This window comes from Candidatus Nanosynbacter sp. HMT-352, assembly GCF_022819345.1.
Taxonomy (GTDB): domain Bacteria; phylum Patescibacteriota; class Saccharimonadia; order Saccharimonadales; family Saccharimonadaceae; genus Nanosynbacter.
The window spans coordinates 214,835-227,257 of sequence record NZ_CP089288.1 but is presented as its reverse complement, the minus strand read 5'-3'; the positions used below and the strand labels follow the sequence as shown (position 1 = coordinate 227,257).

At 36.3% G+C, this 12,423-nt stretch carries 12 protein-coding genes; 6 read left to right on the top strand and 6 right to left on the bottom strand.

Features of this window, described 5'->3' with window-relative positions; translation table 11 throughout:
• The first annotated feature begins 7 nt into the window (after positions 1 to 7).
• Together LRM46_RS01250 and LRM46_RS01245 are read left to right on the top strand one after the other, a co-directional pair.
• Positions 8 to 928 (top strand): YidC/Oxa1 family membrane protein insertase, encoded by a 921-nt coding sequence (locus tag LRM46_RS01250; protein ID WP_243813262.1) that lies wholly within the window; start codon positions 8 to 10, stop codon positions 926 to 928.
• Between the two features lie 9 nt (positions 929 to 937).
• Positions 938 to 1,399, top strand: a complete 462-nt coding sequence (locus LRM46_RS01245; protein WP_243813261.1) for a Jag family protein — start codon at positions 938 to 940, stop codon at positions 1,397 to 1,399.
• On the opposite strand, the gene LRM46_RS03880 is transcribed toward LRM46_RS01245, so the two are convergent.
• From LRM46_RS03880 to LRM46_RS01235, 3 genes are read right to left on the bottom strand one after another with little or no spacing between them, the layout of a single operon-like run.
• Positions 1,380 to 1,814 (bottom strand): GtrA family protein, encoded by a 435-nt coding sequence (locus LRM46_RS03880; RefSeq protein ID WP_243812140.1) that lies wholly within the window; start codon positions 1,812 to 1,814, stop codon positions 1,380 to 1,382. The two genes, LRM46_RS01245 and LRM46_RS03880, sit on opposite strands and share 20 nt — an antisense overlap.
• Entirely contained in the window at positions 1,783 to 2,733 is a 951-nt protein-coding gene (locus tag LRM46_RS01240; protein ID WP_243813260.1) for a glycosyltransferase family 2 protein, read from the bottom strand. Before LRM46_RS01240 ends, LRM46_RS03880 begins: the two co-directional genes overlap by 32 nt.
• Before the next feature lie 13 nt (positions 2,734 to 2,746).
• On the bottom strand, positions 2,747 to 3,760 hold the full coding sequence (locus LRM46_RS01235) for a glycosyltransferase family 2 protein (protein WP_243813259.1): 1,014 nt from the start codon (positions 3,758 to 3,760) through the stop codon (positions 2,747 to 2,749).
• Positions 3,761 to 3,798: 38 nt separating this feature from the next.
• Between LRM46_RS01235 and LRM46_RS01230 the strand changes: the two genes are divergently transcribed.
• Genes LRM46_RS01230 through LRM46_RS01220 form a run of 3 tightly spaced genes read left to right on the top strand, consistent with a single transcriptional unit; the run spans position 3,799 to position 7,589 of the window.
• A complete protein-coding gene (locus LRM46_RS01230) occupies positions 3,799 to 4,608 on the top strand; it encodes an ABC transporter permease (RefSeq protein WP_243813258.1) in 810 nt (269 codons plus the stop codon).
• A 5-nt stretch (positions 4,609 to 4,613) separates the two neighbouring features.
• On the top strand, positions 4,614 to 5,774 hold the full coding sequence (locus LRM46_RS01225) for an ABC transporter ATP-binding protein (RefSeq protein WP_243813257.1): 1,161 nt from the start codon (positions 4,614 to 4,616) through the stop codon (positions 5,772 to 5,774).
• Positions 5,775 to 5,780: 6 nt separating this feature from the next.
• Entirely contained in the window at positions 5,781 to 7,589 is a 1,809-nt protein-coding gene (locus LRM46_RS01220) for a glycosyltransferase family 2 protein (protein ID WP_243813256.1), read from the top strand.
• 94 nt (positions 7,590 to 7,683) lie between these two features.
• Here the strand turns inward: LRM46_RS01220 and LRM46_RS01215 are convergent, their stop codons facing one another.
• Genes LRM46_RS01215 through LRM46_RS01205 form a run of 3 tightly spaced genes read right to left on the bottom strand, consistent with a single transcriptional unit; the run spans position 7,684 to position 12,034 of the window.
• The gene (locus LRM46_RS01215; protein WP_243813255.1) at positions 7,684 to 9,381 is read right to left on the bottom strand and encodes an FG-GAP repeat domain-containing protein; all 1,698 of its coding nucleotides are present in this window, start codon (positions 9,379 to 9,381) and stop codon (positions 7,684 to 7,686) included.
• The gene (locus LRM46_RS01210) at positions 9,378 to 9,968 is read right to left on the bottom strand and encodes a hypothetical protein (RefSeq protein WP_243813254.1); all 591 of its coding nucleotides are present in this window, start codon (positions 9,966 to 9,968) and stop codon (positions 9,378 to 9,380) included. The genes LRM46_RS01215 and LRM46_RS01210 overlap by 4 nt, the downstream gene beginning before the upstream one ends.
• 53 nt (positions 9,969 to 10,021) lie before the next feature.
• Positions 10,022 to 12,034 (bottom strand): DUF7657 domain-containing protein, encoded by a 2,013-nt coding sequence (locus LRM46_RS01205; protein ID WP_243813253.1) that lies wholly within the window; start codon positions 12,032 to 12,034, stop codon positions 10,022 to 10,024.
• A gap of 128 nt (positions 12,035 to 12,162) precedes the next feature.
• Between LRM46_RS01205 and LRM46_RS01200 the strand changes: the two genes are divergently transcribed.
• Entirely contained in the window at positions 12,163 to 12,348 is a 186-nt protein-coding gene (locus tag LRM46_RS01200; RefSeq protein ID WP_243813252.1) for a DegT/DnrJ/EryC1/StrS family aminotransferase, read from the top strand.
• Positions 12,349 to 12,423 lie beyond the last annotated feature (75 nt).

Genomic DNA, 12,423 nt, shown 5'->3' with positions numbered 1-12,423 from the left:
TTAAGACATGAGTTTTTTTGATGAGTTTATTGTTCGACCGATTTTAAATTTGTTAATGGCTATTTATAGTCTAATTCCGGATTTTGGTGTTAGTGTCATTATCTTTACGATTATTGTAAGACTTTTACTTTGGCCGCTAATTAAGAAGCAACTTCATCAAGCAAAGGCGATGCGTAAAATGCAGCCAGAGTTGATGAAGATCAAAAAACAGTACGCGAAAAATCCACAAATGCGTAACTTAGCGATGGTGGAGCTTTATAAAAAACACAACGTCAGTGCCTTTGGTTCAATTGGCGTTATGATTATTCAGCTGCCGATTTTGATTGCGATGTATCGAGTGGTGCAGATTTTTGTTTCCAGTCGCGCTGATCTAGGAAAATACGTTTATGATTTCATGAAAAATCTGCCGGTTGCTAATAATTTAGTGAATAATCCGGATCAATTTAATCAGAATTTCCTGGGAATTATAGATTTGACGCAACACGCGATATCAAAGAATGGAATTGTTGTTGGCTTGGTTATTTTGGCTGCAGTCGCGGCGTATTTGCAATATTTAACTTCAAAACAATTGTCACCCCAATCTGACAGCAATCGTAAATTGCGAGATATTCTAGCTGAGGCTGGCGATGGAAAAGAGGCGGATCAGGCAGAAGTAAATGCCATTATGACGCGAAAAATGATGAAATTTATGCCGATAATGATGTTCTTTGTGATTGTATATTTGCCGGCGGCTTTGGCGCTTTATTTGACGACAGCTAGCGCCGTGGGATATCTCCAGAATTATATTGTCTTTAAGCAAGACTCTAAAGAAATGCAAGAAATTGCAGATAAAAAATCATCTCAAAAATCTAAAGCATCGACAAAAATCGATAAACGTGTTAAAAAGGCTACAGAGGCTAGGATAACTCGAATCAAGGCTAAGGATTAAGGAGGATTTATGGACCAAATTGAAACGGTTGAATTTGTAAAAAAATATTTAGAGGATTTGCTAACATTCTTTGACTTGAATCTGGAAGTTTCGGTAAAAATCGAAGATGGAATTGTTGTAGCTTCAATTCCGCATAGCGAGCGAAGTAGTATTTTAATTGGCAGAAATGCGGAAACATTGCGTAGTATTCAGAACCTTTTGTCGACAGCGCTTCGTCATAAAGAAGCGTCAACTGTTCGGGTGAATTTGGATATTGCAGACTATAAAAAGCAGCACGCTGAAAAAATTGCCGAAAAGGCGCGCGGCTGGATTGAGGAAGTTCGACGAACTGGCGAGTCAAAGGTGGTGGATTTGAGCGCCGCTGATCGCTGGACGGTGCATCACTTGGCTGGTGAATATAGCGATATTGATACGCATTCTGAAGGCGAAGGTCGCGAACGACGTCTGATTATTAGTCAGAAGAGTTCTTAGTGTCTTTAAAGACTATTCTGGAGTACAGAACGTAATTCCAAACGAGGCTGACCACTGTGGCGGCTAGTTTGCTAATTAATAGAGCAAGTGATTTATTTAATCCGAAGTTTATAAATATCGGTGTGATAATGGCGATAATAATTGTTTGAATTACCCATAAGCCAAAGAGTGTAACTGCCGCGAATAAAAGAAATTGTTTTTTCAAGTTTTGAGACGTTGACTTGAAAGTGTATTTTTTATTTGCAAAAAATGAGAACAAAAAAGCAACGAATGTTGATATGAAATTAGCAAACTCCTTTGGGATATTTAAAAAGATTGTTAGACTAAAAAGTATGCCAAAATCTAGTACTGTATTAGTACTGCCAACGATAAGAAATCTTAATTTATCGGCGTGTTTTTTTAATATTTCCTGCATGGTATTCCTCTATTAAATATAATGGTCTGTTTTTTGTTTCAATAAATATTCGACCTATGTATTCGCCAATTATACCTAGGGATAATAACTGAACTCCGCCGAGGAATAAGATAACTGCCATTAGCGAGGAATACCCAGCACCAGTAGAAACTCCGAACAAAGGGCGAACTAAAAGATATATAATCCAAATGAAAGCAATAAGCGAAATAATGAAGCCGAAAATAGTTGCCATTCGTAGCGGTGCAGTAGTAAAGCTGGTAATTCCGTCGATTGCCAAGTTGAGTAGTTTCCGGTAATTCCATTTGGTTTGACCAGATAATCTGGGATCGCGATCATAAAATATCTCTTTTTTCTTATATCCAATCCAGCTAAAAATCGCTTTTGTATTGCGCTGAGACTCGCGGAATTTTTGCAAAGCCTCAATGCATCGGCGATCCAGTAAGCGAAAATCTCCAGTGTCGATCTGAATGGGGATGTTGGTCGATTTTTGCAATATTCTGTAATACCATTGGCTGGTTTTTTTCTTCAGCCAGGTTTCGCCTTGTCGATTGTTGCGGCGAGCATAGACGTCATCGTAACCATCTTCCCAATGTGAAATCATTTCCTGAATGAGCTCTGGTGGATCTTGTAAATCCGCATCGATAATCACCAGAGCGTCACTTTTTACGTGGTCAATTCCAGCTATCATGGCAATTTCCTTACCGAAGTTTCGCGATAAATTTATATAGCTAATTCGAGAATCTCTTTTCGATTGCTCGGCTATGATTGAAAAAGATTTATCGGTGCTGCCGTCGTTTATGAAGAGAAATTCGAATTGATAATTGGGTGTGTTTTTTGTAAATTCATCCAAGCGCTTAAATAATTGCGGTAAAACAGATTCTTCATTGTAGACTGGGATAAGAAGGGTGATGGTTTTCATGGTATTAAATATATTATTTTATTCTGAAAAAATGCTTAAATTTTAATAAACCAGTTTGATTTGGCAGCGGTCCATCGTGGATAATATTACGAATATAGTCGACAGAAACCTTACGATTTTTTTGGATATAAAAACGTTTTTTATAAGCTGCCGGTTTGTGGACAATTGACACTAAAGTGCCCTTGAATGCGGGCCAACCGTTACCGTGGCGAATTGCGCTGGCAAAAATCAACCAATATGTCAGTAAAAATCGTATGCCAATATGCCAGAATAATTTACCTGGAACATTTTTAATGAAGACTAATGGTAAGTTTTTGAAAGTATTATAAACAGCTAATCCGGGAACTTTTTTACTACTAGCGCCAACTTTATGATAAGCAATAGCCTTGGGTGTGAAGCGAACTTTCCAGCCGGCTAATTGTGCTCGGAAGCTTAAGTCGACGTCTTCATAATACATGAAGAAATCTTCATCAAACATATCTATATCATCAAAGATTTTTGCACGATAAATAGCTCCGCCGCCAGTTGCACCAAATACTTCTCCAGGCTTAGTTGGCGCGTTTTTTATCAATTCATCACGGTTTCTTGGTCCAGGAAGTCCCCATGTTGTGTAAAAATCTCCAGTTGTGTCAAGAGTTTTGCTGTTTCGTCTTTGTAAGATTCCAGTTGCAATTCCGCATTCTGGGTATTTTGATAATTGATAAATGAGAGATTCGCACCAGTTTTTATCAGCGATCGCATCCGGATTAAGTACTCCAATATATTCAAAGTTGTTTTTTAGGGCGTAGATTAATCCTGTATTAATTCCTCCTGCGAATCCTAGATTATCTGAGTTTTTGAGTAAAATAATCTTTTCTTTTTTATGCGACGATATATATTCTTCAAATACGGCAACAGAATTGTCGCTACTATTATTATCTACTATAACAATAGTAGGTTTTAAGGTTTGTTTTATTAATGAATCAACGCACTCTATGGCGTCGTCGGATCCGTTCCAATTAAGAACTATAATTGCAAGTCTATTCATAATGTTCTTTTTGTATTGTATAATAGGTAATGTATATTATGAAGTGGCTAGAGGTTTTTAATAGAAAAAATAGGATTCTCTTAAGAGAGTTAGTTATTACGGATTTTAAATTGAGATATCAGGGTTCTGCTCTCGGATATGTATGGAGTGTTCTTAAGCCGCTTTTTCTATTTTCGATATTGTATATAGTTTTTGATAAATTTTTAGGAGTAGGAAGGAATATAGAACATTTTCCAGTGTATTTATTGTTGGGGATAATTTTATGGAACTTCTTCGTAGAAGCAACTAATCAAGGACTAAACTCTATAGTAGGTCGAGGTGACCTACTTAGAAAAATTAATTTTCCTAAATATATTGTTGTAATTTCTGGAACTGTATCCTCATTGATAAATTTGCTATTTAATATGATAGTGGTGCTTTTATTTGTGTTAGTAAATGGAGTTCAATTATCATGGATGTCGCTATTAATCATACTACTAATAATTGAACTGTATATATTTGCTTTAGGGGTGGCTTTTTTCTTGTCCGCTCTTAATGTTAAGTCGCGAGATACTGGATATCTATGGGAGGTATTTACTCAGGCTGCATTTTACGCCACCCCTGTTATTTATCCAATGCAGATGGTTTCGCAGAAGAGTAATTTTGCTGTTGATCTGTTATTTCTTAATCCTGTTGCACAAATTATTCAAGATAGCAGATATGTGCTTATAACTAAAGATACGATGATTATGTGGAATAGATTAAGCCCGCTAATGATGTCTGTACCGTTTTTAGCTATAGCTATAATAGTTCTGTTTGCAGTTTGGTATTTTAAGAAGCAGTCAAAGACATTTGCGGAGGAGATTTAGGATATATGAAGGACGTAGTTATAGAGGTTAACTCTCTTACTAAGACTTTTAAGATACCAACAGAGTCTAGCAACGGGATTAAACAGAAGACTATTAATTATATTAAAGGCAAAAAAGGCTACAGGGAATTTACGCCATTAAAAAATATATCTTTTGATATTAAAAAAGGTGAATTTTTTGGAATAGTGGGTAAAAATGGTTCAGGTAAGAGTACTTTATTGAAGTCTATAGCTCAAATCTATTCTCCGACGAAGGGTTCAGTACGAGTAAATGGATCTCTTGTCCCGTTTATCGAGCTGGGTGTTGGTTTTAATCCAGAATTAACAGGTAGAGAAAATGTATTTTTAAATGGAGCTTTACTGGGATTTAGCCATAAAGAGATGGAGCTGATGTATGATGATATTGTTGAATTCTCTGAGTTGGCAGATTTTATGGAAGAGAAGCTTAAGAATTACTCATCAGGGATGCAGGTTAGATTAGCTTTCTCTGTAGCTATTAAAGCTCGTGGCGATATTTTAATGCTTGATGAAGTGTTGGCTGTCGGGGACGCGGCTTTTCAGCAGAAGTGTTTTGATTATTTTGAAAAAGTTAAACGTAGTAATCAGACTGTGGTTTTTGTGACGCATGATATGAATGCTGTACGCAGATTTTGCTCGAGAGCTATGTATATAGAAAATGGAACGATAAAACATATTGGATCTCCTCAGGAAATTGCCGATATATATACGGAGGTTAATATGGACGCGGTTACTAGTGCAGAAGAAGAATCTCATGACGATTCAGTTAGTATGTCTGTTGATATACCTAGTAAAAAAAATTTTACGCAAGAAGACTCGATTGATATTGGCGTGACTGTAGATGGTATTACTGAAGATGTTTTTGTGAATATATCCTTTGTGTACGGAGGGTTTGTATTTGCTGATCGCAATTGTAGAGACACTCCTAGTGACTTTATACAAAACAATAGGAGGGTTAATTTCAATCAGAGTTTGGATGGCTTTAATCCTGGCAAATATGATATTCATATGTCATTACACCGTAGGGCTGATGATGGCATAATTAAACATTTGCCACGAGCGTTTTCGTTTATTATTACAGGTAAGGATGATTTTCGTGATGGTCCAATGAGAATGACGGGAAAATGGAGCGTAAAGAAGAGGAGATAAAATCAGATGAAAAATAAGATTATAAAGAGTACAAAATTTGTTATTAGAGCAACATTGCATCCGTCGTACGGCAGTGAACAAGTAAAGTTGTTTCGCGATCGTAGATCTATTAACAAGAAACGATATGAAGATTATATTAAATGGTTTGATAAGCATAAAGTCACCGATGGGCAACTTGAACTGCAAAGAAAATACTCCAAGGAGTTTAAGCAGCGTCCATTGATTAGTATTTTGTTGCCGACATATAATACAAATCCAGTATATCTGCGTAGCTGTATTGACTCTGTCTTATCTCAGAGTTATGACAACTGGGAGTTGTGTATTTCTGATGATAATTCTACTAGCGATCAAACAAAGAGTGTTATAAATGAATATGTAGAAAAGTATAATAATATTAAGGCTACATTTCGTAAAGAAAATGGTCATATATCAAAGTCATCTAATACAGCTCTTTCGATGGCTAAGGGTGATTATATATCATTACTCGATCATGATGACATTTTACCTCCCAACGCCTTGTTTGAAGTGGTTGATGTTATAAATAAAAATCCTGACGTAGATCTTATTTATACAGATGAAGACAAGATCGATAGTGACGGTATTCATATAGAACCATTTTTTAAACCTGACTGGAGTCCTGATTTTATGAATTCATGCAACATGGTAACGCATTTTGCTACCATAAAAGCAGATATAATTAGAGGTGTTAATGGATTTACTGTCGGAACGCATGGCGCGCAAGATTGGGATTTATTTTTGAAGATTTCTGCTAAAACTAATAATATTTATCATATTCCGAAAATTTTATATCATTGGCGTAAATCTGAGACATCTACTGCTATGAATGCTGATAGTAAACCATATGCTTATATAAATCAAAAGAATGTCCTTCGTAGTAGTGTGAGACAAAGAAGAGAAAATGCTTATATAGATTCTCATGTTGCGTTAGGATTTTGGCGTAAAAAATATGTAATCCCGACAAATCCGTTGGTGTCAATTATCATACCAACCAAGGATAATTTTAGATATATAAAAAAATGCATAGATTCAATTATTGAAAATACTTCGTATCCATATTTTGAAATAATAATTGTAGATACGGGATCTACGGATTCTCGAGTAAATGATTTTTATGAAAAATTGATAGATAATAATGGCAATGTGCATGTTATTAAATACAAGAAGAAATTCAATTTTTCAGATGCATGTAACTATGGTGCAAATAATTCTAGTGGAGAATATCTGCTATTCCTTAATAATGACACGGAGGTTATTACCCACGACTGGATCCAGTCATTGCTTGAGCATGCTCAGCGTCCAGAAATAGGGATGGTTGGACCTAAGCTTATATTTGAGGATAAGACAATACAGCATGCTGGAATAGTCTTATCTGAAAGAGATATCGCATTCCATCCGTTTTATGGTCAGGATGAGCGTACAGATATATTTACGTATATTTATACCGCCAATATTCGTAATGTATCGGCAGTAACTGGTGCTTGTTGTATGATTAATCGTGATAAGTTCAATAAGGTGGGTGGGTTTGATAATAAACTTCGTATAACGTATAACGATGTAGATCTTAACCTTAAATTGCGCAAAGAAGGCTATTATAATGTCTACACTCCATACGCAGAGTTATTCCATTATGAGTCTAAGAGTGTTGGTCGCATAAACACGAGCGAGAGAGATACTAGCGAACTAGAGAGTGCCCAAAAAGAGATGCGTAAGAGATGGGGTGAATACTTGAAGAGGGATCCATTCTATAATGATAATTTTGAGCAATTTGGTCCGGGCTATAGGTTACCCGAATAACGTTAACTATTAATTATAAATAACCGCGACAGTAAGTTGTACTGCCGCGGTTATTTATATTATTTACGATGTAAAGATGTATGAGTTATTATACTTAGTATATTCCTGATGATGTAGATATGTGGCTAGCCCATGATTGTTGACCGTCGCCCCATCCATGTACTTCGACGGTATTATTGGTTGTACCTCTGTATTTGACATAATAGATGGTGTCTTTTCCTCTTCCTTGCAAGTCGGCTACTACTATGTCATTCGATCCTATCACATAGCCAGATTCTGGGTAATTACTTGCGGTGTGACGTACCCAGTTTTTTAACGAAGAATCCCATACGTGAAATTCGATAAGACCACTCGTAGTGTTGTCGTATTTAACATATATGAATTCATCTTTTTTATCTCCATCAAGATCTGCTGCAATAACTCTTCCTGTGTTCATGCTAGCTGAAGGGTGGCTTGTTGCTGTGTGCCTAAACCAACTAGTTCCATTATTATTCCAACCATGCACTTCAATCATGCCAGAATTAGTCTGCTCATAATTAATCAGATAATATTCGTCATTACCATCGCCATCAGTATCTGCTGTTATAACTTCAGAAAATAGCGGATCAATAGGTCCGGCAGATGTTGCAGTGTGAGCTAGCCAACGCAATCCATCTTGAGTCCACGTATGAAACTCTACTCTACCACTTGCAGTTCCATTATAGTCAACCTTTGTTAATACGGTATTTTTGCTATTAACCTTCCTTGATATAACCTTGCTGTACTGCTGATTAAAGGTGTATGAGTTTGTCGCTGTATGCTGAGACCATGCCTGTAAGTTACTATTGGCCCATGTGTGCATTTCGGCACATTTACTGCCAGTATTATTAGGGACGGATATAGTTAAGGTGTCATTATTTCCATTTATCCTAGTTGGTATAATTCTAGCGCCAGTTTCTACGTTAGGTATATTCTGTCCGTTTTTACAAGAGAATGAACTGCTTGATCTTGTGTCTCCAAACCAGTCTGTAAAGTAATTATAAAAGTTACGATTACCATAGGCGCTACACCCATCACCTACGCCATACCCAGATGACATAGCAGCGGCATTTGGTTGATATGGTGTATAACTATAAAGAGCGGCGGTTGTCCAATTCTGAATATTTACATTAGATCCTCCGCAAGCAGCATTTGGACTCCATTGAACGAAATTTACGCCTGTTGTATATGGTGAAAACCAATTAGGATTACGTGTTATTATGTAGTGAAAGTGTTTCGCTGCCCATTCTAGCTGGTTTTCTAGACCAAAATATTTACTATCACACTCGGCAGTGTCTGGACATCCGTAGCCAGTTGCGCTTTTGAATTGCCCACGAGTTGGCCACGTGTCAGTAACTAGGGCTTGCTCTTTTTGGAGCAAAACTATTAAAAGCTGTGGGTTTACATGATATTTTTGAGAGATATCAAAGATTAATTGAGCAGCGCTTCTCCCGTCTTTTGTTTTATAATCACGGAGACAGGTATATGGAGGGCTATGCCACCCTTTCGATGCGGCATACTGAGCGCGAGTTATATCAGGTCTTCCAAACTCACTGGCTGGTTTGGCGCCATTTGTATCACATTGGGGAACTTTACTATTTAAAAATGACTGAATTTGGCTCGCACTCATGGATCCGTAATTTGTTGCTACGGCATCATCCATAATATTGCCTGGGTCAAAATCATTTAATACTGCAGATGCTGGCGTAGAGGATAATATCACCCCTAAGCATATTGACGTAAGTATGCCTAATTTTAATATTAATTTCTTCATATAGTTATTTCTCCTTCAGTATCTCCAGTCACGTTGTTGTCTTCATAGTGAATGTTTATTGTCCATTTTCCAGGTGACAATTGAGACAATGGAACGTTAAATCCTTTGCAGCTAGACGTACTTGGTCCAGCTTGCAACTCTACGCTATTGGAATACGTTTGTCCGCTAGTATTATGCATTGATAACGTACATCTTCCGCTTGATGATATAGTTTGGATCAAACTACGGATATAAAGAGTGTTTGAATCTTTATCGACTGTTGTAGTTGTTATACTTACTCCAACTGTTGGTTTTTTTCCGTTGGATGATGGAGTCGGTTCTGGCGAAGGATCGCTTCCTTGTAGTGTTTTAGATTTTTGACCTGATGACTCTTTTCCTGACTTATTGGATGCATCATTTAATGATCTTTTTTTTATGTCTTGACCAGCTGTTTTCTGTTCCTCGGTGACCGTGTTGAATTGATTCTGGATGAAGGGCCAGAACTTAAATTTATAGGAAATTAAGCCATAGCCTGTTATAGACAATAGTATGACAGCTATCAGAATTAATACTTTATTTTTTTTATTTTGTTTTTTCTGTATTTTCATAATTGTTACCTAATCAACACTACTATAGCAGATATAGATAAAACGGTAAAGCTTTAAAAAGTTCTTTTATAGAATAAAATATCTCCATTATGTACAGTGACTTTATCGATTAGTTCATAGCAAGGTAGCTGTAGCGGTGTTGTAGATAACACACGAGTAACAGATTTTCCTATATGATTACTACAACTCAATTTTGCAATAAATACATCCGGCTGAATAAGTACGAGATCTTTGTCTATGGTATCAGACAGAAGTATATGTGCATACCTGTTATAAATTGTCTTATCTTTTGATACTTTTGACCAGAAATCTTTATCAGGGTAAGTATTGACTCCCGTAATTGATTTTCTATTTGCCATTTGAGGGAAATTTTCTAGCACGCTTGTGCCAGACAATCCCCATATATCGTCACTAGACGAGGTAGAGATAATCTTTTTGGTTATAATATTATCGTTATACCCGCTTCCTAGACCTCTATATAACGGCTGTATAGTTATTGTCGACATAATACATAAAGAAGAAAGCACTAACAGTCCGAGTTTTTCCTTTTTTATAAATATAAGAGCTAGTCCACCAGAAAGGCTTATTGCGGCTAGTAATAATACGCGAAGATCTCCGGCAAAGTTACGATTGAACTTTACGACATATACGATGGTGCAGACGTAAATAATAATCACCATTGTTGAATATAGATATGGTAAATAGCGATATTGTGATGAAAATTTTATAGTATTAGCAAGCGTGTATATTAATGAAAAGATTCCTATAAAACCTAATCCAAGCTGCAATCTTGTTATCGGTACAAGATGCATCATAAAAGGTTTTGCTATTGAAGAGAATCCTGGAATAAATAAATGAGATATGAATATTAAGCAGGAAACAAAAATAGCAACTCCGACCCAATCTATAGTTTTATCTTTACGCCATTTGCTATATAAAATAAACAGTATAGGAATGATAAATGCAAAAGGTGTGATGATAAATGCAGACATCTCACTTTGATTAATGGATCCTTTACTTGGATCTATCGATGAAATGGATGCGCCATCCATAAGTCGGTATTGACTATAGCCAGTGAGACCGATTAGATCAGCCTGTGATGGAGCTCCCGAATGTACGAATCGTGCCCCGGGATAATCTGTACCAGAAATGGCTTGTACGGCATCTATTCTGGTGATTAAAAATATACCAACTATGCCGATCGCTGCTAGAGCGGATCCTACTATGAATGCTGTATTTACATATAGTATTTTTCGTACTTTTTTGGGTGCTTTTTTCCAAGTATTTATATAATAGCCAATCGCCACTAGAAATACAGTGATGATAACAGGTATCTGAAAGGCTGGGTACAATAGTAGGGCGAAGCTTACCATTGAATAGGTTAATAAAAGTGATAGTGTGAGTTTCGATATTATATCACCATGTTTATATCTCTTTAAAAAAGATAAAGATTTATTTTCTATTAATTTCATTATTAATAGCAGTATGACAATTCCCCAGACGATACTCATTATAGTAATGGTTTGATACCACCAGAATATAAAAGGAGTGAAAGAGCCTATGATAGCGATAGATCCTGACAGCGCGTATTTATTGGGAAGAAATTTTAACGATAGAAAGTATATACTTAATAATAATGATGCCAATAATAGCCACCACTTAAAGGCAAAAGCAAACTCGAAAGGAACTATTAAAAAGGCAAGATTTTGAGGTCGGAATATTGTTGACCATTCTTTGTATGGTGCATCAGATATAAGGCTCATATTCTTGCCAGAATTGCCAAAGTTCTTGTTGATTAGTGGATATCCAGCTTCTTTTTGTGCAATTGTGAATTGTGTAACGACTAGCCACTCGTCGCTGCGAATAGGTCGAGCTTCGCCTGATATGAGATTAGATGATTTACCATTAAGGAAAGAGTCATAGTATAAGCCAAATGAAGATCCAGATATCTTAAATCCTGTCGCAAAAATTAAACAAAAGATAATAGTAGACGGGAAAATCCATTTTTTATACGAATCGTCTTTTAATTTTGTAAAAATAGAACGTAGAGCTTGCATAACATTCATTAGTATACAGTAAAAATAGCAAGTATAAAAATTGTGTTTTTTTGAGAACAAGTCTAAAAAACGAAAAATAAAAAATGAGTGATGCGCTATCTTTGTTAAAGATAGTAAGAATGTAAGGAGGCTACGTAATGATAAACATCGCATCACCCGTTATAGAGGAAGAGGAGCGTCGGGCGGTAAATGAAGTTATAGAGTCAGGTATGCTGGCTCAGGGTCCAAAAGTCGCTGAGCTTGAAGAAAGCTGGGCTAAATATTGGTTTGCAAGGGAGGTATTTTATGCCTTTTCTAATGCTGCTATATCCATTATTTATTAGGTTACGAAAATATATAAAAGTAGATACAAGCAATAAATATTTTTGTAGTTTTTTAATTTTGTTTTTTATGTGCTT

Excerpts from the sequence above, each read along its gene's own strand:
- LRM46_RS01220 (WP_243813256.1), top strand. The coding sequence starts at position 5,781 with ATGAAAAATAAGATTATAAAGAGTACAAAATTTGTTATTAGAGCAACA.
- LRM46_RS01245 (WP_243813261.1), top strand. The coding sequence starts at position 938 with ATGGACCAAATTGAAACGGTTGAATTTGTAAAAAAATATTTAGAGGAT.
- LRM46_RS01230 (WP_243813258.1), top strand. The coding sequence starts at position 3,799 with ATGAAGTGGCTAGAGGTTTTTAATAGAAAAAATAGGATTCTCTTAAGA.
- LRM46_RS01240 (WP_243813260.1), bottom strand. The coding sequence starts at position 2,733 with ATGAAAACCATCACCCTTCTTATCCCAGTCTACAATGAAGAATCTGTT.
- LRM46_RS01225 (WP_243813257.1), top strand. The coding sequence starts at position 4,614 with ATGAAGGACGTAGTTATAGAGGTTAACTCTCTTACTAAGACTTTTAAG.
- LRM46_RS03880 (WP_243812140.1), bottom strand. The coding sequence starts at position 1,814 with ATGCAGGAAATATTAAAAAAACACGCCGATAAATTAAGATTTCTTATC.
- LRM46_RS01215 (WP_243813255.1), bottom strand. The coding sequence starts at position 9,381 with ATGAAGAAATTAATATTAAAATTAGGCATACTTACGTCAATATGCTTA.
- LRM46_RS01205 (WP_243813253.1), bottom strand. The coding sequence starts at position 12,034 with ATGAATGTTATGCAAGCTCTACGTTCTATTTTTACAAAATTAAAAGAC.
- LRM46_RS01250 (WP_243813262.1), top strand. The coding sequence starts at position 8 with ATGAGTTTTTTTGATGAGTTTATTGTTCGACCGATTTTAAATTTGTTA.
- LRM46_RS01235 (WP_243813259.1), bottom strand. The coding sequence starts at position 3,760 with ATGAATAGACTTGCAATTATAGTTCTTAATTGGAACGGATCCGACGAC.
- LRM46_RS01210 (WP_243813254.1), bottom strand. The coding sequence starts at position 9,968 with ATGAAAATACAGAAAAAACAAAATAAAAAAAATAAAGTATTAATTCTG.
- LRM46_RS01200 (WP_243813252.1), top strand. The coding sequence starts at position 12,163 with ATGATAAACATCGCATCACCCGTTATAGAGGAAGAGGAGCGTCGGGCG.